Genomic DNA, 19,838 nt, shown 5'->3' with positions numbered 1-19,838 from the left:
CGCGTTTTCCCTTATTTTTGTACTACGATATTTTCCTGCGATGGATCAATATGCTGCAGCTGCAGCTTTTCCGTTGCGATCCGTTCAACCCGGCTGTGATCGCCGAGCGCGTTTTCTTCAAGGATCAGATTTCGCCATTCAATATCCAGCGCATCGCGTTCCAGTACCAGCTGCTCGCGTTGCGCAGTCAATAAACGTGTATGGTGGGCTGTAGTCACCACCGTTACTGCCGTCACAATGATGCAAATGAACAAGCAGAGTGGCAGCTTCCCAAACCGCAAAAGATCGTCGCCGATCACGCCAGGCAAGGCATGGCGCTCGTTGCTTCCTAACGATCCCTTAACTTTGCTTAGGGTCTCTGTCACTCTGCCGATCATGCGTTCGTCCTCTCTGCAACTCGCAGCACTGAACTACGGGCACGTGGATTCTCTGCCACCTCTTCTTCGCCCGGCATCAACTTGCCTAATGCTCGCAACTGACGGCCACCCAGCTTCCTGAGTTGTTCTTCCGTCATCGGCAGCCCCGCTGGCACCTGAGGACCGCGGCTCTGTTCACGCATAAAGCGCTTCACAATGCGGTCTTCCAGCGAATGGAAGCTGATGATGGATAACCGCCCACCCGGGGCCAGCACGTCGAGCGAGCTTTTTAGCGCCAGCTCTATTTCCTCCAGTTCACTGTTTACCCAAATGCGAACCGCCTGGAAGGTACGGGTCGCGGGATGTTTGTGCTTATCCTTCACCGGTGTTGCAGCTGCAATCACCTCGGCCAACTCTTTGGTACGCGTCATCGGCTCAATGCGGTTTCGTTCAACGATGGCTCGCGCAATACGTTTACCAAAACGCTCTTCACCGAAGGTTTTGATGACCCAGGCGATATCCGCTTCGTCAGCCGTTTGTAACCACTCTGCGGCAGACTGGCCGCGCGTCGGATCCATGCGCATGTCCAGTGGACCGTCGCGCATGAAGGAGAATCCGCGTTCTGCATCATCAAGCTGAGGTGAAGAGACGCCAAGATCGAGAAGAATTCCGTCGATCTTGCCCGTCAGGCCGCGCTCAGCTACGTAATCCGCCAGCGCAGAAAAAGGTCCATGCACGATGGAAAAGCGTGGGTCATCGATGGTTTGCGCAACGGCAATCGCCTGCGGATCGCGATCGATTGCCAGCAGACGTCCTTCCGCCCCTAGCTGGGAGAGGATCAGACGCGAGTGGCCACCGCGGCCAAAAGTGCCATCAATGTAGATGCCGTCTGGACGAATATTCAGACCGTTAACGGCCTCATCCAGCAACACCGTTGTATGTTTATAATTTTCCATCATATTTATAGAGACAAGTCCTGCAGCCGTTCCGACAATGTTGCGGAATCGGACTGCTCAGCGTCGATATCTTCCTTGACCTGTTGATACCAGGTCGTTTCGTCCCACAGTTCAAACTTGTTGAACTGCCCGACCAGCATCACTTCTTTTGTCAGACCCGCATGTTGCCGTAACACAGGCGCAATCAGTAGTCGTCCTGCGTTGTCCATCTGACACTCACTGGCATGTCCCAATAACAACCGCTGCACGCGGCGCTCTTGCGGATTCATGCTCGACAGTCGCGACAGCTTTTGCTCGATAATTTCCCATTCGGGTAAAGGGTAAAGCAGCAGGCAGGGGGAGTTGATGTCAATGGTGCAAACCATTTGACCTGAAGCGTTCTCAATCAGCTGGTCGCGGTATCGGGTTGGTACCGATAAGCGCCCTTTGCTGTCGAGATTGACTAACGTAGCTCCACGGAACATGCCAGCCTCACCCCTCCTCACCACTTTAACCCACAAATTCCCACCTAGAGGAGTTTACGGAGCGATGGAAAAGCTTGTCAAGCCAGGACTCTCTCTATACGGACCCGAAAGCCCTCTATTTACAGAGAGAAACAGACCTGGTTAATAACTGCACAACTGGCGAGGCAAAATTAACGTTATGAATATTTGTAAGAAAAAAACCGAATATGCACACTAGCGTTAAAGCTCACTCAATATCATCGCAAGGAAATATAAAGTGTCAGTTTGCGACGCGGGCAGCATTTTAAGACATATTGCCAGGGGATAACAGCGCCAGATTCATCGCGGCATCCTGAGCGTTCTACGGCGGGCAGGCCAGCCAGAAGGGAGAGAGAAAAAACGTTTGAATATTCATCACCCGAAGCAGGTTTGTAACAAAACAATACAAAATTAGCCTTTTAAAAACGTATCAGTATTCTTTTAAAGGCAATTTAAACGCTCAAACGAATTAAGAAAATAGCAGGCTATGATTCCTAAGGAATTATCCTAATTTTAATGCGGGAATTAAGGTAGCCATTAATTCTGTAAAATGGGGGCTGTTTTCACGCCCCCGGGTATTGATTAATGACGGCTTAAAATGCCACGACGATAAAGATTACGTTTGATGCGGGTAAGGCCAGGCTTCGGTTTGCGGGGCTCATCCAGGCTCGCCAGCACAATCTCCAGCACGCGTTCAGCCACGTCGCGGTGGCGCTGAGCTACGGCCAGTACCGGGCACTGCAAGAAATCGAGCAGTTCGTTATCACCAAACGTTGCGATGGCCAGATCGGACGGCAACTTCCCGTCACGACGCAGCGTCACATCCATCACCCCCTGCAGCAGAGCAAATGAAGTCGTGAACAGCGCCTGAGGCATTGGATGCGTTTCGAGCCATTTTTCGAACAATTGTGCGGCGGCTTCGCGTTCATAGCTGTTGGCATAGAGATAGTGAACCTCGCGCGGATCCTCTTTCCAGGCAGTCCTGAAGCCTTGTTCACGCAGGAAGCTCACCGAAAGCTCTGGCAGCGCGCCAAGATACAGCACGGTTTCGGCCGGGAAGGTTCTTAGCTCGGCCGCCAGCATTTCCGCATCATCCTGATCGGCACCTACGACGCTGGTGAAATGCTCCCGGTCAAGGGCACGGTCGAGTGCGACAATCGGGAACGGATCGTTTGCCCAGCGCTGGTAAAACGGATGCTCCGGCGGTAATGAGGTTGAAACGATGATGGCATCCACCTGGCGCTGGAGCAGATGCTCAATACAGCGCATCTCGTTATCGGGCTGGTCTTCAGAACAGGCAATCAGTAATTGATAGCCGCGCTGGCGTGCCTGACGTTCGAGATAGTTGGCGATACGGGTATAGCTGGTGTTTTCCAGGTCTGGGATCACCAGGCCAATCGAGCGGGTGCGTCCAGCGCGTAGACCGGCTGCGACAGCATTCGGATGGTAGTTATGCTCACGAACCACCGCCATGACTTTTTCAACGGTCTTATCGCTGACACGATACTGCTTCGCCTTACCGTTAATCACATAGCTGGCCGTAGTTCGTGACACGCCGGCTAACCGGGCGATTTCATCCAGTTTCACAATTGCCCCTTAAAAAAAGAAAAGAGTCCATGGCCCTGTCAAGGTTATGGTTAAATCTTTTAACATCTAAACGCAGAAAAGCCTTCGCGGCAACCGCTTTTATCTGCGTTGTCGGCTGATTACACAAAAAAAAGCCCGGCTTTGGTGACCGGGCAGAAAGAGGCGAACCTTTTCGACAACTAACGCATGATTTTATCGCCGCGCGAAAGGCCAACCACGCCAGAGCGCGCGACTTCTACAATTTTTGCCACATCCCGTACGGAGGCCAGGAAGGCATCCAGCTTATCACTCGTCCCTGCCAGCTGAACCGTATAAATAGAAGGCGTGACGTCAATAATCTGCCCACGGAAGATATCCGTGTTGCGTTTGACCTCCTCACGTCCGTAGCCGCTGGCCTGAATTTTTACCAGCATCACTTCACGCTCAACATAAGCACCCTGCCCCAGCTCGCTCACGCGCAGCACATCAACGAGCTTATGCAGCTGTTTCTCGATCTGCTCAAGCACCTTGGCGTCGCCGACGGTCTGGATCGTCATGCGCGACAGCGTGGGATCGTCCGTTGGCGCAACGGTCAAACTTTCGATGTTGTAACCGCGCTGAGCGAATAGCCCGATGACGCGTGACAGTGCGCCAGACTCGTTTTCCAGTAATACAGATAATATCCGGCGCATATCAGGTTCTCTCCGTTTTACTTAACCACATTTCGTCCATACCACCACCGCGAATATGCATCGGGTAAACGTGTTCGGTGCCATCCACAATGACATCCATGAACACGAGGCGGTTGTTTTTCACGTGCTCAAGCGCTTCACCGAGTTTCGTTTCCAGCTCTGCCGGATCGGTCACCCGCATGCCAATATGCCCATAGGCTTCAGCCAGACGGACAAAGTCCGGAAGAGATTTCATATAGGATTGAGAATGGCGGCCGGAATAGATCATATCCTGCCACTGCTTCACCATGCCGAGATAGCCGTTGTTCAGGTTCAGCACCAGAACCGGCAACTCATATTGCAGCGCAGTCGACAGCTCCTGAATATTCATCTGAATACTGCCATCCCCGGTCACACAGACCACGGTTTCATTTGGCAGTGCCAGCTTCACCCCCAGCGCGGCTGGCAGACCGAAGCCCATCGTGCCCAAGCCCCCTGAGTTGATCCAGTGGCGCGGCTTATCAAACGGATAATAGAGGGCAGCAAACATCTGATGCTGACCAACGTCAGAGGTCACATACGCCTCGCCGTGAGTCAGACGCCAGATCGTTTCGATTACCGCCTGCGGCTTAATATGCTCACTTTGCGTGTCGTACTTCAGGCACTGACGCCCGCGCCATTGTTCAATCTGCTGCCACCAGTCGCGGATCTCATCCAGCGGCTGAGAGACCGTTTCCTGCCCCAAAAGATCCAGCATTTGCTCAAGGACCTGACGCGCATCCCCAACGATCGGCACATCTGCCGGGACCGTTTTCGAAATAGAGGTGGGATCGATATCAATGTGCAGCACGGTCGCATCTGGACAGTATTTCGCCAGGTTATTGGTGGTGCGATCGTCAAACCGAACGCCAACAGCAAAGATCACATCCGAGTTATGCATCGTCATGTTGGCTTCATAGGTGCCGTGCATACCCAGCATCCCCAGCGCCTGACGATGCGTTGCCGGGAATGCCCCCAGCCCCATCAGCGACGATGCGACAGGAAGATTCAACTTTTCTATCAGTTCACGCAGCTGCGTTTCACAGGCGGAATTAACGGCACCACCGCCCACATAGACCACCGGTTTTTTTGCTGCCACAAGCGTCTGAAGCGCGCGCTTAATTTGGCCTTTGTGGCCTTGCGTCGTTGGATTGTAGGAGCGCATGCTCACCGATTCCGGCCAGACATACGGCAGCTTATTCGCCGGGTTCAGAATATCCTTTGGCAGATCGACCACTACCGGGCCTGGACGCCCGCTTGCTGCCAGCCAGAAGGCTTTTTTCAGCACGCCGGGAATATCTTCGGTTTGCTTCACCAGGAAGCTGTGCTTAACCACGGGGCGTGAAATCCCCACCATGTCGCACTCCTGGAATGCATCGTAGCCAATCAAGGAGGTTGCAACCTGACCGGAAAGAATGACCAGTGGAATGGAGTCCATATACGCTGTCGCGATACCGGTAATGGCGTTGGTCGCACCAGGACCCGACGTGACTAATACCACGCCTACTTCACCCGTCGCACGGGCCAGCCCGTCAGCCATGTGTACCGCCGCCTGCTCGTGACGAACCAGAACATGGTCAATGCCGCCCACCGTATGAAGCGCATCATAAATATCGAGGACTGCGCCTCCAGGGTAGCCGAACACTTGCTTCACGCCCTGATCGATCAGCGATCGAACGACCATTTCCGCGCCAGACAACATCTCCATGCTTTGCCTCCAGGCTTTTTGTTATAGACAGAAAGCAGAATTCATTTCCGCCCCGTCTTACGATAGGGATCAACCCATCTTATATAATGCAGAGTGATCGTTACCTTAACCGCTCGTTATAAGGCAGGCAATTGGCAAACAAGGCGGGGGAAATGTCCTCCGAAGCAGAAAAGAGAGCCAGTCCGGAAGGTTATGGTGAATTCATCTGTTATTAGAGGTTGAGATAATGATTCATCGCTTAAAAGTGAGATGATTCAGGAAATCATCTATTTTTGACGGGATGACAACCGGAGGAAAAAAGTCACTCAGAACAAAATATCATTAACGATAAAAATATCAGGATAAACCGCATGTTTTAATGCGATTTATCCTGACGAGCTTATCGACGACAGACGCTGATAAGTAACTCTTCCATCCACTGATGCCCTTTATCCCGGCCCGCTGCTTCATGCCATGAAAGGTAACAGGTACGGCTATTTAGCTTGAGCGGTAATGGCAAAATTTGCAGATTAAGCTGTTCAGAGAACTCTTCCGCCAGCCAGCGCGGGGCAATAGCGACCAGGTGCGTCTGGGATACCACATTTAATACGCTGACCATTGCCATACCCTGATAAGCAACGCTCGCTTGTTTATCTGCGGTGTCATACCACGGCAGACTAAATGAAGCATACCTGTCGAGAGCGACAACGGCATGTTGCTCATTATAAACATCGTTTTCACGCAGCGGAGCATTCATTCTCGGGTGTTTTTTACTGGCGACCAGGACCATTTCATCTTTAAATAGCGGTACGCAGGAAAACTCCGGGCGACGGAACTCTTCGTATCCTAAGACAAACTCCGTTTCCTGATAACGAAGCTGGTGCTCAGTGTTCTGATTTAATGAAGACTTAAAAACCAGATGAATATTTGGCGCAATCGTTTCAACTTTATTATATATAATAGAGGTCAAATAATTGTCGAGTGGACTGCAAACGCATAAATGGAAAACTCGCTCGCTGCTTAAGGGTTCAAAGCCTGAACCAGGCAGTTCATTTTGTACCAGTTGCAGCGCCTGACGAATAGAGCCAAACAGTTGGAATGCGCGAGCAGTGGGCTGGATCCCCCTTCCGTAACGTACGAATAATTCGTCGTTAAACATCAGTTTAAGCCTGGCCACCGCATTACTTACCGCTGGTTGAGACATGCCAAGGGATTGCGCTGCACGCGTGATATTCTGCTCCTGCATTACCGCGTCAAAAACGGTTAACAGATTGAGATCCACAGTGCGTAACTGAGGTTTAACCCCGTCATAAACCTGAGGTTGATTAATATTATTTAATGGCATTCCTGACTCCACTGTCACGCTAAATTCCCTCTGCCAGAGCATTGTAATAAGTTCGAAAAATATGATTTACCATGCATATACGACCAGCGAAAGAGAATTATTTAAAATTCGGAAAATATAAAGACAAACTCATCAATAGAGTGCAGATGCATCTCATTGACTCGGGGATAAAAATCAACGTAAATTGATATCGATTACATTAGGGTTGGCATGAAACCATAGTTCAGATGAATAAACAATCACCCCTCAGGTTAATAATAACTTAAGTTTCATTAAACTATTAACAGCAACATCGTTGAGTTAGTTAACAAACTTTTATCAATATGCCCTGCACATTCGTTTCCAATTCATTCACTGCGCACATAAATTAATGAAAAAACACGCATTTCAACCCCAGGTGCAACGACAAACAAAGTATGTTTAATTGATACTAAATATATTCAAATCATTCCGGTGACAAATTTTAAGTCCAAAAATAGACAATTAAAGAGGTCACAAACGAGAAAGCCAGCACAATTAGCTAAATCCAATAATCAGTGCAATCATGCCAGCAGGTGTAAATTTGTCACCAAGGGTTGACATGAACAGCCGTATCCAGTACCACTAAAAGCATATTGAATTTAACGGAGCACGATTCATGACACGCACCATTCGTTTCACCGGTCTACTACTACTAAACGCATCCACTGTGCGCGGTAGACTGGCGGGCGAAATTCAGCGTTGAATCGTCACCAGTAAGACTAGAAACCCGCGCCACTGCGCGGGTTTTTTTATGCTCGTAGCAAGGCGCCCTAAGACTGACAAGGACCTAACCCATGAGCCAGCAAGTCATTATTTTCGATACTACTTTACGTGACGGTGAACAGGCATTACAGGCGAGCCTGAGTGTGAAAGAGAAACTGCAGATTGCGCTGGCTCTCGAACGTATGGGCGTCGACGTGATGGAAGTGGGTTTCCCCGTCTCTTCACCGGGTGATTTTGAATCAGTGCAAACCATTGCGCGCACCATTAAAAATAGCCGCGTATGTGGTCTGGCGCGCTGCGTGGAGAAAGACATCGACGTTGCCGCCGAGTCATTGAAAGTCGCCGAAGCGTTCCGTATTCACACCTTCATTGCGACCTCGCCTATGCACATCGCGACCAAGCTGCGCAGCACGCTGGATGAGGTGATTGAGCGCGCGGTTTACATGGTTAAGCGCGCACGCAACTATACCGATGACGTTGAGTTCTCCTGTGAAGATGCGGGTCGTACGCCAATCGAAGATTTGGCGCGCGTCGTCGAAGCCGCGATCAACGCGGGCGCGAAAACCATCAACATCCCGGACACCGTCGGCTACACCATGCCGTTTGAGTTCTCCAACATCATCACCGGTCTGTATGACCGCGTACCCAATATTGATAAAGCGATTATCTCCGTCCACACCCACGATGATTTGGGTCTGGCCGTGGGCAACGCCATCGCGGCCGTCCACGCCGGTGCGCGTCAGGTAGAAGGCGCAATGAACGGTATCGGCGAACGCGCGGGTAACTGTTCGCTGGAAGAAGTGATCATGGCGATCAAAGTACGCAAAGACATCATGGACGTGCACACCCGCATCAATCACAACGAAATCTGGCGCACCAGCCAGACCGTCAGCCAGATTTGCAACATGCCGATTCCGGCCAACAAAGCGATTGTCGGCACCGGTGCCTTCGCGCACTCCTCCGGTATTCACCAGGACGGCGTGCTGAAGAACCGTGAAAACTACGAAATCATGACTCCGGAATCCATCGGCCTGAACCAGGTGCAGCTGAACCTGACCTCTCGCTCTGGCCGCGCGGCGGTTAAGCACCGTATGGAAGAGATGGGTTATCAGGACAGTGATTACAACATGGATCAGCTGTACGACGCGTTCCTGAAGCTGGCCGACAAAAAAGGTCAGGTGTTCGACTATGACCTGGAAGCGCTGGCCTTCATTAACAAGCAGCAGGAAGAGCCAGAGCACTTCCGTCTGGATTACTTCAACGTACAGTCTGGCTCCAGCGACATCGCCACCGCCTCGGTCAAACTGGCCTGCGGTGATGAAATTAAAGCGGAAGCCGCGAACGGTAACGGCCCCGTCGATGCGATTTACCAGGCGATTAACCGCGTCACCGAGTACGACGTTGAGCTGGTGAAGTATGACCTGACGGCGAAAGGGCATGGTAAAGATGCCCTGGGACAGGTGGATATCGTGGTGAATTACAACGGCCGCCGCTTCCACGGCGTGGGCCTGGCGACCGATATTGTTGAATCCTCCGCGAAAGCGATGGTGCACGTTCTGAACAACATCTGGCGCGCCGCCGAAGTCGAAAAAGAGTTGCAACGCAAAGCTCAGAATAAAGAGAACAACAAGGAAACCGTGTAATGTCGAAGAATTACCATATTGCTGTGTTGCCGGGCGACGGTATTGGTCCGGAAGTGATGGCACAGGCGCTGAAAGTACTGGAAGCCGTTCGCACGCGTTTTGCGATGAAAATCACCACCAGCCACTACGACGTGGGTGGTATTGCGATTGATAACCACGGTACCCCGCTGCCTAAGGCGACCGTGGAAGGCTGCGAAAATGCCGATGCCGTGCTGTTTGGCTCCGTCGGTGGCCCGAAATGGGAACACCTGCCGCCGGCAGAGCAGCCAGAGCGCGGCGCGCTGCTGCCGCTGCGTAAACACTTCAAGCTGTTCAGCAACCTGCGTCCGGCGAAGCTGTATCAGGGTCTGGAAGAGTTCTGCCCGCTGCGCGCAGATATCGCCGCCAACGGTTTCGACATTCTGTGCGTGCGTGAACTGACCGGCGGGATCTATTTCGGTCAGCCAAAAGGCCGCGAAGGCAGCGGCCAACACGAGAAAGCATTCGACACCGAGGTATATCACCGTTTCGAAATCGAACGTATCGCCCACATCGCGTTCGAGTCGGCGCGCAAACGCCGCCATAAAGTGACCTCTATTGATAAAGCGAACGTGCTGCAGTCTTCCATTTTGTGGCGCGAGATCGTCAGTGAAGTCGCTAAGCAGTACCCGGACGTCGCGCTGTCGCACATGTACATCGACAACGCGACTATGCAGCTGATTAAGGATCCGTCCCAGTTTGACGTGCTGCTGTGCTCCAACCTGTTCGGCGATATCCTCTCTGACGAGTGTGCGATGATCACCGGCTCCATGGGCATGCTGCCATCCGCAAGCCTGAATGAAGAAGGCTTTGGCCTGTACGAGCCTGCCGGCGGCTCCGCGCCGGATATCGCAGGCAAAAACATAGCTAACCCGATTGCGCAGATCCTCTCCCTGGCCCTACTGCTGCGCTACAGCCTGGATGCAGGCGATGCGGCAACCGCAATTGAGAACGCCATTAACCGGGCGTTAGAAGAAGGCGTCCGTACCGGCGATTTAGCACGCGGCACGGCGGCAGTCAGTACCGATGAAATGGGCGACATTATTGCCCGCTATGTCGCTGAAGGGGTGTAATCATGGCTAAGACGTTGTATGAAAAGTTGTTTGATGCGCACGTTGTTTACGAGGCGCCAAACGAAACCCCGCTGCTGTACATTGACCGCCACCTGGTGCACGAAGTGACCTCACCTCAGGCATTTGACGGCCTGCGCGCGCACAAGCGCCCGGTACGTCAGCCGGGTAAAACCTTCGCGACGATGGATCACAACGTTTCCACCCAAACCAAAGACATTAATGCCTCGGGTGAGATGGCGCGTATCCAGATGCAGGAGCTGATTAAGAACTGCAACGAGTTTGGCGTTGAGCTGTACGACCTGAACCATCCGTATCAGGGCATCGTCCACGTAATGGGGCCAGAACAGGGCATTACCCTGCCGGGCATGACCATCGTGTGCGGTGACTCCCATACCGCCACCCACGGCGCGTTTGGTGCGCTGGCGTTCGGGATTGGCACGTCCGAAGTGGAACATGTGCTGGCAACGCAGACCCTGAAACAGGGTCGCGCCAAAACCATGAAGATTGAAGTGAAGGGTAAAGCCGCACCGGGCATTACCGCGAAAGACATCGTGCTGGCGATTATCGGCAAAACCGGCAGCGCAGGCGGCACCGGCCACGTTGTTGAGTTCTGCGGTGAAGCCATCCAGGCGCTGAGCATGGAAGGTCGTATGACCCTGTGCAATATGGCCATTGAGATGGGCGCAAAAGCCGGTCTGGTCGCGCCTGACGACACCACCTTCAACTATGTGAAGGGTCGTCTGCATGCGCCGAAAGGTCAGAATTTTGACGACGCGGTTGCGTACTGGAAAACCCTGAAAACCGACGATGGGGCAACCTTTGATACCGTTGTCACACTGCAGGCTGAAGAGATTGCGCCTCAGGTGACCTGGGGCACCAACCCGGGTCAGGTGATTTCCGTCAACGACGCCATTCCCGATCCGGCCTCCTTCGCCGATCCGGTCGAGCGCGCCAGTGCGGAAAAAGCATTGGCCTATATGGGGCTGAAGCCCGGCGTGCCGTTGACCGACGTAACCATTGATAAAGTCTTTATCGGTTCCTGCACCAACTCCCGTATCGAAGATTTGCGTGCCGCCGCCGAGATTGCCAAAGGCCGCAAAGTGGCACCGGGCGTGCAGGCGCTGGTGGTACCTGGCTCCGGTCCGGTTAAGGCGCAGGCTGAAGCCGAAGGTCTGGATAAGATCTTCATTGAAGCAGGCTTCGAATGGCGTCTGCCAGGCTGCTCAATGTGTCTGGCGATGAACAACGACCGCCTGAATCCGGGCGAGCGCTGTGCCTCCACCAGCAACCGTAACTTTGAAGGCCGTCAGGGCCGCGGTGGGCGCACCCATCTGGTCAGCCCGGCAATGGCCGCCGCTGCGGCAGTCACCGGCCATTTCGCCGATATTCGCAGCCTGAAATAAGGAGACAATCATGGCAGAGAAATTTACCCAACATACGGGCCGTGTTGTCCCGCTGGACGCCGCTAACGTCGATACTGATGCGATCATTCCTAAGCAGTTTTTGCAGAAAGTGACGCGTACCGGTTTTGGCGCACATCTGTTTAACGACTGGCGTTTTCTGGATGACAAAGGCGACGTGCCGAACCCGGAGTTCGTCCTGAATTTCCCGGAATACAAAGGTGCATCCATTCTGCTTGCGCGAGAAAACTTTGGCTGCGGCTCATCCCGTGAACACGCGCCCTGGGCGCTGACCGACTATGGGTTTAAGGTGGTTATTGCCCCGAGCTTCGCGGATATTTTCTACGGCAACAGCTTCAACAACCAGCTGCTGCCGGTAACGCTGAGCGATGAACAGGTCGATGAGCTGTTTGCGCTGGTGCAGGCAAATCCGGGGATATCGTTTGAAGTGGATCTGGAAGCGGAAGTGGTGAAAGCCGGGGATAAGTCCTACAGCTTTAGCATTGATGCGTTTCGCCGTCACTGCATGCTGAACGGTCTGGACAGCATTGGCCTGACGCTCCAGCACGAAGACGCTATCTCAGCGTACGAGAAAAAACAGCCTGCGTTTATGGGCTAAAGGCAATAGCCCGCAGGGCGCGGGCCATTGATAAGGGTGCGTTGAGGCTCAACCACTCTGGAGAGGCGGGGAACCTTCCCCCGCCAATACCGCTAACGTTTTGCTTCGTAAGCCAACACTGCCGCCAGCTCTGTTTTCTCCTGTCTGAAGTGCAGCTCACACAGCGAGTCACGCACCATCCAGGTGAAGATCAACAGCGTCGTACAGATCAGAAACAAACCTAACAGCAGAGTACGTTTTGGCATTCCAGCCTCCTTATTGCTTTTCGGCAATGAAGAGACTAACCTCGCAATGTTGGTTGTGAAGTTGGTCTCCCCATCAGTTTTTTTGATGTGGGACTCTCCACTGTTTGCCTCTTGCGAAAGCCTGAGGCAAACAGCCTCAAGCACCCGCCACGCACTCTATTCTCCTTCCTGGTACCTGTCAGAAAGTCGTTTCATTTCGTGAAGCCGCCTTCCAGAATCAGACATCCTTAACCCGGCAGGTCAGCCCAAGCGTAACCACCGAAATCGCGGCAATCATCCAGTAAACCGAGGCATGCCCGTAGCTTTGCGCCAGCGCGCCCTGAATCACCCCCGCCAGAATAACGCCCGTTGAAATGCTGTTGGTGAACAGCGTGGTCGCAGATCCAGCGCGTCCCGGCATTAAATCCTGGAACCAGAGCATGCCGATCCCGGCAACAATACCGATAAACACGGCGTTAAACAGCTGCAGCGCCAGCAGGGCTTCACGCGAATGGAAGAGGATCAGCCCCGCGTAGAACAGCACCCCGGCCGCCACGGCGACGATCATCATCCTGCGTTTTCCGAAGCGCTTAACGTAGTATCCCGCCAGAATCATTGCCGGAATTTCCAGCCCGGCGGCTGTCCCCATTAAGATCCCTGCGAGCTTGTCCGGCAGACCCAGATCGCTGCTGATCCACAGCGGCATATCGATGATGTACATGGTATTGCAGGTCCACATCAGCGTGGAGGCAATAAACAGCATGCGGACGTTTTTATCCTGCCAGCCGCTCACCTGGGTGACAGGTTTATCCGTTGTCTGTTCGACGCGCGCCACGGACGGCAGCGCAAAGGCGATCAATACCAGACTGATGACAAAAATTCCGGCGGCTATGGAGAACATGGTGGTGAAGCCGTAATTCAGCGCCAGCATGAAGGCCAGCGGTGGGCCGATGACCCACGCCAGCGAGAGCTGCGCGCGCATCACGGAGCTGAACATCACCACTTCCCGCGCCGAGTTATCCGCGTATTCACGGGCCAGCGCGAACAGCTGTGGCATGGCGGTATTCGCGAGAGAGGCCAGCAGCACACCGCAGGTAATGAGGGTCAAATAATGACGGTTAAAGGCAAATAGCAGCGCGTTGCCCACGGCCATCGCGCAGCAAAAGAGGATCAACTTGCGCCTGTCACCCTGACTGTCGGATCGTTTTGCCAGCCCCAGGCTCACCAGGATCCCGGCAATGGCGTTGACGGTGTAAAACAGGCCGACCCAAAACGGCTGCGCCCCCACCTCGCGGCTGAGAAACAGGCTCAGCGTCGGTGCCTGAAGCGCCCCCGCCACGCCCATCATAAAGGCGACCAGCATAAAAGCGGCATACACGCCGTTCAGGCGTCGCCCCATCGTCATCAACCACAGCATGCGCAAGTCCTTGTGAAAGCGAATCGAAATTGGGTGAAATAGTAAACGAAAAAAGCCAGCAAAAACATTTTGCTGGCGGGTGATTAGCACCAATACTCAGTCACACATGATCGAGGCGAGTTAGCGAGAAGAGGTCGGTTTCGTAACGTCCCACTGCATCAATTCTTCTAACATTTTCAGCCGTTGCTCTGCACACTGGCGGGCCAGCCAGGACGATCCTTTTGTCGCTGAAAAGTACTGCTGATAAAATTGACGTGCGGTAGACCACTTCATCATTTACCTCCTCACTTCATCGGGAAGCATTATTGTCCTAATATAGGGATTAATAAATTGCTGGTTTTTTGTCAGGAGTTCCCCTTTTATGCCTTCCGGTCGTCTGCAACAACAATTTATCCGCCTCTGGCAGTGCTGCGAGGGGCAATCGCAGGAGACCACGCTGAACGAGCTGGCTGACCTGCTCAACTGTTCGCGCCGACATATGCGCACGCTGCTCAACACCATGCAGCAGCAGGGTTGGTTAAGCTGGGAAGCGGAGGCGGGACGCGGCAAGCGCTCTCGCCTGACGTTCCTCTACACCGGCCTGGCGCTGCAGCAGCAGCGCGCGGAAGATCTGTTGGAGCAGGACCGTATTGAGCAACTGGTACAGCTGGTGGGCGACAAGGCCGCCGTGCGCCAGATGCTGGTCTCGCATCTCGGACGCAGTTTTCGTCAGGGCCGCCATATTCTGCGGGTGCTTTACTACCGCCCGATGAAAAATCTGTTGCCCGGCACGGCGTTACGGCGCTCTGAAACCCATATGGCCCGGCAAATCTTCAGCGGGCTGACGCGAATAAATGAGGAAAACGGGGAACTGGAAGCCGATATCGCGCACCACTGGCAGCAACTCTCGTCACTCCACTGGCGCTTCTTTTTGCGCCCAGGCATCCATTTTCATCACGGTCGCGAGCTGGAAATGAGCGATGTTATCTCTTCTCTGGAACGCGCCCGCAAGCTCCCTCTCTACTCACATATTTTGCGCGTCCACTCCCCCACGGCGTGGACGCTGGACATTGAACTGTCGCAGCAGGATAAGTGGCTCCCCTGGCTGCTGGGCTATGTGCCCTCGATGATTTTGCCCGGCGAGTGGGAGTCTCTGAATAATTTCGCCAGCCAGCCAATTGGCACCGGCCCTTATGCCGTCTCCCGCAACAACAGCAATCAGCTGAAGATCCGTGCCTTTGATGACTATTTTGGCTATCGGGCGCTGATCGACGAAGTGAACGTCTGGGTGCTGCCGGATCTCAACGAAGAGCTCAGCGCCGGGCTGACGCTGGAAGGCCCGACGACAGGGGAAAAGGCTGTCGAAAGCCGCCTTGAAGAGGGCTGTTATTATCTGCTGTTTGATCGCCGCACCCATCGCGGCGCGAATCCTCAGGTGCGAGAGTGGATCAGCCACATTCTGGCCCCTGCGAACCTGATCTATCATGCCGACGTGCAGTATCAGGCCTGGTGGTTCCCGGCCTATGGCCTGCTTCCGCGCTGGCACCACGCTCGTCCAGCGCGTAACGAAAAGCCCGCAGGGCTGGAGTCCATCACCCTGACCTACTACCGCGAGCACGTAGAGCATCGTTTTATCGCCAGAATCATGACCCGACTACTGGCGGCCGAAGGGGTAACGCTGGAGGTCAAGGAAGTTGACTATGACGAATGGCACCAGGGGGATATCACCAGTGATATCTGGCTCAACAGCGCCAACTTCACCCTGCCGCTCGATTTCTCGCTCTTCTCGCACCTGTATGAAGTCCCGCTGATCCAGCACTGCATCGACCGTGACTGGCAGCAGGACGCCGCCTTGTGGCGAGCGGGGGAGATGAATTTAGCCGCGTGGTGCCAGGCGTTACTTGCCGAACAGGCGATCGTGCCGCTGATCCACCACTGGCTGATGATCCAGGGACAGCGCAGCATGCGCGGCCTGCGGATGAACACCCTGGGCTGGTTCGACTTTAAATCCGCCTGGTTTGCGCCGCCGGAGCCATAACGCTTTCGTAATATTCACCAAATCATTACAATAGCGCCGTTCTCAACGGGGTGCTGCATCACTGATGTGCGCTGAGATAATACCCGTCGAACCTGATCCGGATAACGCCGGCGAAGGGATTTGAGGCTGTCTCTCAAAATCCTTTGCCACTCAACTTTGAGGTGCAAAGTGTTAAAAAAAGTTCTCCCCCTGCTGGCGCTGTTTGCGCTGCCCGCTTTTGCGAAGCCCGTCCTGACGGTCTACACCTATGACTCCTTCTCTGCCGACTGGGGCCCTGGCCCGGTAGTCAAAAAAGCCTTTGAAGCGGACTGTAACTGCGAACTGAAGTTCGTGGCGCTGGAGGACGGCGTGTCGCTGCTTAACCGCCTGCGTATGGAAGGGAAAAACAGCAAAGCTGACGTGGTGCTCGGGCTGGATAACAACCTGCTGGAAGCCGCCTCGCAAACCAAACTGTTTGCCAAAAGCGGCGTCACGGCAGATGCCGTTAACGTGCCGGGCGGCTGGAAAAACGACACCTTTGTGCCGTTTGACTATGGCTACTTTGCTTTTGTTTACGACAAAAATAAGCTGAAAAACCCGCCGAAGAGCCTGAAAGAGCTGGTGGAAAGCGACCAGAAATGGCGCGTGATTTATGAAGATCCGCGTACCAGCACGCCAGGCCTGGGCCTGCTGCTGTGGATGCAAAAGGTCTACGGGGATAAAGCGCCTGAAGCGTGGCAGAAGCTTGCCGCCAAAACCGTCACCGTCACCAAGGGCTGGAGCGAAGCCTATGGCCTGTTCCTGAAAGGCGAAAGCGATCTGGTGCTGAGCTACACCACCTCTCCGGCCTACCACATTATCGCCGAGAAGAAAGACAACTACGCTGCTGCGAATTTCGCTGAAGGTCACTACCTGCAAGTGGAAGTGGCCGCGCGTACCGCCGCCAGCAAACAGCCGGAGCTGGCCGAGAAGTTCCTGAAGTTCATGGTTTCACCCGGGTTCCAGAATGCAATTCCCGCAGGCAACTGGATGTATCCGGTCACTAACGTTGCCCTGCCCGCAGGTTTCGAGCAGTTGACCAAACCAACAGCCTCGCTGGAGTTTACGCCGCAGCAGGTCGCCGCGCAGCGTGCCGCATGGGTAAGTGAATGGCAACGCGCCGTCAGCCGTTGATTCCCGGCTGGTTAATCCCCGGTCTGCTCGCCGCCCTGCTGATGGTGGCGGTCAGCCTGGGGGCATTCCTTGCACTGTGGTTTAACGCGCCGGAGAGCGATCTGCTCGCACTCTGGCACGACAGCTATCTCTGGCACGTTATCCGGTTCTCCTTCTGGCAGGCGTTTCTTTCTGCCCTGCTGTCGGTGATCCCAGCCATTTTTCTGGCGCGCGCCCTGTATCGGCGGCGTTTCCCCGGCAGGCTGGCACTGCTGCGCCTGTGCGCCATGACGCTGATCCTTCCCGTGCTGGTGGCGGTATTTGGTATTCTGAGCGTTTACGGTCGACAGGGCTGGCTGGCCTCTCTCTTTGCATTTTCAGGACTGGAGTGGACCTTCTCCCCCTACGGGCTGAAGGGCATTCTGCTCGCGCACGTCTTTTTCAATATGCCGATGGCGACGCGCCTCTTTTTGCAGGCGCTGGAAAACATACCCGGCGAACAGCGCCAGATTGCCGCTCAGCTAGGCATGCGCGGCCTGTCGTTCTTCCGCTTTGTCGAATGGCCGTGGCTTCGCCGCCAGATCCCGCCCGTGGCGGCGTTAATCTTTATGCTCTGCTTTGCCAGCTTTGCCACCGTGCTGTCGCTCGGCGGCGGGCCGCAGGCCACCACCATCGAACTGGCGATCTACCAGGCGCTGAGTTACGACTACGATCCCGGTCGCGCCGCGCTGCTGGCGATGGTGCAGATGGCGTGCTGCCTTGTACTGGTGCTGTTGAGCCAGCGGCTGAGTAAAGCCATTCCCGCTGGCAGTAACCAAATCACCGGCTGGCGCGATCCGCAGGACAGTCTGCACAGCCGCGTCACCGATTTTATCCTGATTGCGCTGGCGCTCCTGCTGCTGCTGCCGCCGCTGATGGCCGTTATCGTTGACGGACTGAACCTTAATCTCATGTCCGTCCTGCAACAGCCCGTCCTCTGGCAGGCGACCTGGACCTCGGTACGCATAGCGCTGGCTGCCGGACTGCTGTGCGTTATGCTCACCATGATGCTGCTGTGGAGCAGCCGTGAACTCTATGCCCGGCATGCACAAAAGGCCGGACAGGCGCTGGAGCTGACGGGCATGCTGATTCTGGCGATGCCGGGCATCGTGCTGGCGACGGGCTTCTTTTTACTGTTCAACAGCACCATCGGCCTGCCGGAAAGGGCCGACGGCATCGTGATTTTCACCAACGCCCTGATGGCCATTCCCTACGCGCTGAAAGTGCTGGAAAACCCGATGCGCGACGTGAACAGCCGCTACGGGTTGCTGTGTCAGTCGCTGGGCATGCAGGGCTGGCAGCGGCTGAAGGTGGTTGAACTCCGCGCCCTGAAACGTCCGCTGGCGCAGGCGCTGGCGTTTGCCTGCGTGCTGTCGATTGGGGATTTTGGTGTGGTGGCTCTCTTTGGCAATGACGATTTCCGCACGCTGCCATACTGGCTCTATCAGCAAATCGGCTCTTATCGCAGTCAGGACGGCGCGGTCACCGCGCTGTTACTGCTGCTGCTGTGTTTTGCCTTATTTACCGTTATCGAAAAACTTCCGGGGCGTGATGTTAGAACTGACTGATGTAACCTGGCTTTATCAGCATCTGCCGATGCGCTTCACACTCTCCGTGCGTCAGGGGGAGATGATCGCCGTGCTTGGTCCAAGCGGTGCGGGGAAAAGCACGCTGCTTAATTTGATTGCCGGTTTTCTGCAGCCGGCGAGCGGCTCGATAGTGATTGAAAGCCGGGACCATACCCGTACTCCACCGGCAAAGCGTCCGGTCTCGATGCTGTTTCAGGAAAACAACCTCTTTAACCATCTGACGGTGCGACAAAACATTGCGCTGGGGATGCATCCGGGACTCAAGCTGAACGACGCCCAGCGCCAGAAGCTGGAGAGTATTGCCGCGCAAATGGGGATCGCCGAATTCATCGACAGGCTGCCGGGCGAGCTTTCCGGCGGCCAGCGTCAGCGCGTGGCGCTAGCACGTTGTCTGGTGCGCGAGCAGCCGGTACTGCTGCTGGATGAACCCTTCTCTGCGCTCGATCCCGCGCTGCGTCAGGAGATGCTGGCCCTGGTGCAGGACGTCTGCCAGCGCCAGCAGCTGACGATGCTGATGGTATCGCACAGTATTGAGGATGCCGCGCGGATTGCGCCGAGATCGGTGGTGATTGCCGAAGGGCGTATTTTGTGGGATGGAAAAACAGAAGAACTGCTGAGCGGTAAAGCGGGGGCGTCTTCACTGTTGGGCATTCATGCGGACTGATGCCCTCACCCCGGCCCTCTCCCACTGTACAGTCCGGGGACATAGTGAACACTTGTTCGGGGACATGGTAGACACTTACAACTAAGGCATAAGAACCCGTTTATGGAGTCGCTTATGCCCTGGGATGCGAGAGATACCATGTCATTACGTACCGAGTT

The 19,838-nt window shown here is 54.6% G+C and carries 19 protein-coding genes and 1 riboswitch; of the genes, 9 read left to right on the top strand and 10 right to left on the bottom strand.

All coding sequences use genetic code 11. The annotated features are described in order from the left end of the window. Positions 1 to 11: 11 nt before the first annotated feature. From ftsL to leuO, 7 genes are all read right to left on the bottom strand, one after another. Complete coding sequence (gene ftsL, locus K5E19_RS13575) at positions 12 to 377, bottom strand: cell division protein FtsL (RefSeq protein ID WP_221551676.1); 366 nt, start codon at positions 375 to 377, stop codon at positions 12 to 14. Then, a complete protein-coding gene (gene rsmH / locus K5E19_RS13570; protein ID WP_014068893.1) occupies positions 374 to 1,315 on the bottom strand; it encodes a 16S rRNA (cytosine(1402)-N(4))-methyltransferase RsmH in 942 nt (313 codons plus the stop codon). The genes ftsL and rsmH overlap by 4 nt, the downstream gene beginning before the upstream one ends. Before the next feature lie 2 nt (positions 1,316 to 1,317). After that, entirely contained in the window at positions 1,318 to 1,776 is a 459-nt protein-coding gene (mraZ, locus tag K5E19_RS13565) for a division/cell wall cluster transcriptional repressor MraZ (protein ID WP_010426995.1), read from the bottom strand. Between the two features lie 600 nt (positions 1,777 to 2,376). Next, complete coding sequence (gene cra / locus K5E19_RS13560; RefSeq protein WP_010426996.1) at positions 2,377 to 3,381, bottom strand: catabolite repressor/activator; 1,005 nt, start codon at positions 3,379 to 3,381, stop codon at positions 2,377 to 2,379. A 179-nt stretch (positions 3,382 to 3,560) separates the two neighbouring features. After that, the gene (gene ilvN, locus K5E19_RS13555) at positions 3,561 to 4,052 is read right to left on the bottom strand and encodes an acetolactate synthase small subunit (protein WP_003856371.1); all 492 of its coding nucleotides are present in this window, start codon (positions 4,050 to 4,052) and stop codon (positions 3,561 to 3,563) included. A gap of 1 nt (position 4,053) precedes the next feature. Beyond that, entirely contained in the window at positions 4,054 to 5,778 is a 1,725-nt protein-coding gene (gene ilvI / locus K5E19_RS13550; protein WP_221551675.1) for an acetolactate synthase 3 large subunit, read from the bottom strand. Between the two features lie 379 nt (positions 5,779 to 6,157). Next, entirely contained in the window at positions 6,158 to 7,102 is a 945-nt protein-coding gene (gene leuO / locus K5E19_RS13545; protein ID WP_221551674.1) for a transcriptional regulator LeuO, read from the bottom strand. Between the two features lie 637 nt (positions 7,103 to 7,739). Between leuO and leuL the strand changes: the two genes are divergently transcribed. The 5 genes from leuL (at position 7,740) to leuD (ending at position 12,599) form a co-directional block, all read left to right on the top strand. Further along, complete coding sequence (gene leuL / locus K5E19_RS24385; RefSeq protein ID WP_071786497.1) at positions 7,740 to 7,826, top strand: leu operon leader peptide; 87 nt, start codon at positions 7,740 to 7,742, stop codon at positions 7,824 to 7,826. A gap of 91 nt (positions 7,827 to 7,917) precedes the next feature. Beyond that, positions 7,918 to 9,489, top strand: coding sequence for a 2-isopropylmalate synthase (gene leuA, locus K5E19_RS13535; protein ID WP_221551673.1), 1,572 nt, complete (start codon positions 7,918 to 7,920; stop codon positions 9,487 to 9,489). After that, positions 9,489 to 10,580: a 3-isopropylmalate dehydrogenase gene (leuB, locus tag K5E19_RS13530; protein WP_024907450.1), complete on the top strand. Its 1,092-nt coding sequence runs from the start codon at positions 9,489 to 9,491 to the stop codon at positions 10,578 to 10,580. Before leuA ends, leuB begins: the two co-directional genes overlap by 1 nt. 2 nt (positions 10,581 to 10,582) lie before the next feature. Continuing rightward, a complete protein-coding gene (gene leuC / locus K5E19_RS13525) occupies positions 10,583 to 11,983 on the top strand; it encodes a 3-isopropylmalate dehydratase large subunit (protein ID WP_121425012.1) in 1,401 nt (466 codons plus the stop codon). Between the two features lie 10 nt (positions 11,984 to 11,993). Then, the gene (gene leuD, locus K5E19_RS13520; RefSeq protein WP_221551672.1) at positions 11,994 to 12,599 is read left to right on the top strand and encodes a 3-isopropylmalate dehydratase small subunit; all 606 of its coding nucleotides are present in this window, start codon (positions 11,994 to 11,996) and stop codon (positions 12,597 to 12,599) included. A gap of 92 nt (positions 12,600 to 12,691) precedes the next feature. Here leuD and K5E19_RS13515 read toward each other — a convergent pair whose 3' ends face one another. The 3 genes from K5E19_RS13515 to sgrT all read right to left on the bottom strand — a co-directional run bounded on the left by K5E19_RS13515 (position 12,692) and on the right by sgrT (position 14,513). Then, entirely contained in the window at positions 12,692 to 12,844 is a 153-nt protein-coding gene (locus tag K5E19_RS13515) for a Hok/Gef family protein (RefSeq protein WP_010427008.1), read from the bottom strand. A 217-nt stretch (positions 12,845 to 13,061) separates the two neighbouring features. Beyond that, positions 13,062 to 14,240 (bottom strand): sugar efflux transporter, encoded by a 1,179-nt coding sequence (locus K5E19_RS13510; protein WP_221551671.1) that lies wholly within the window; start codon positions 14,238 to 14,240, stop codon positions 13,062 to 13,064. Positions 14,241 to 14,360: 120 nt separating this feature from the next. Continuing rightward, the gene (sgrT, locus tag K5E19_RS13505) at positions 14,361 to 14,513 is read right to left on the bottom strand and encodes a glucose uptake inhibitor SgrT (RefSeq protein WP_221551785.1); all 153 of its coding nucleotides are present in this window, start codon (positions 14,511 to 14,513) and stop codon (positions 14,361 to 14,363) included. 88 nt (positions 14,514 to 14,601) lie between these two features. Here sgrT and sgrR point away from each other — a divergent pair, with 88 nt between their 5' ends. The 4 genes from sgrR (at position 14,602) to thiQ (ending at position 19,680) form a co-directional block, all read left to right on the top strand. Next, a complete protein-coding gene (sgrR, locus tag K5E19_RS13500) occupies positions 14,602 to 16,257 on the top strand; it encodes an HTH-type transcriptional regulator SgrR (protein WP_221551670.1) in 1,656 nt (551 codons plus the stop codon). 36 nt (positions 16,258 to 16,293) lie between these two features. Further along, a riboswitch (TPP riboswitch) is annotated at positions 16,294 to 16,394 on the top strand. Between the two features lie 31 nt (positions 16,395 to 16,425). Next, entirely contained in the window at positions 16,426 to 17,409 is a 984-nt protein-coding gene (gene thiB / locus K5E19_RS13495; protein WP_221551669.1) for a thiamine ABC transporter substrate binding subunit, read from the top strand. Further along, the gene (gene thiP / locus K5E19_RS13490; RefSeq protein ID WP_221551668.1) at positions 17,385 to 18,995 is read left to right on the top strand and encodes a thiamine/thiamine pyrophosphate ABC transporter permease ThiP; all 1,611 of its coding nucleotides are present in this window, start codon (positions 17,385 to 17,387) and stop codon (positions 18,993 to 18,995) included. The genes thiB and thiP overlap by 25 nt, the downstream gene beginning before the upstream one ends. Beyond that, complete coding sequence (gene thiQ / locus K5E19_RS13485) at positions 18,979 to 19,680, top strand: thiamine ABC transporter ATP-binding protein ThiQ (protein ID WP_221551667.1); 702 nt, start codon at positions 18,979 to 18,981, stop codon at positions 19,678 to 19,680. Before thiP ends, thiQ begins: the two co-directional genes overlap by 17 nt. Positions 19,681 to 19,838 lie beyond the last annotated feature (158 nt).

The sequence above is a fragment of the Enterobacter sp. RIT637 genome, from assembly GCF_019718755.1.
Classification (GTDB): Bacteria; Pseudomonadota; Gammaproteobacteria; order Enterobacterales; family Enterobacteriaceae; genus Enterobacter.
This window is presented reverse-complemented; position numbering and strand designations above follow the sequence as displayed.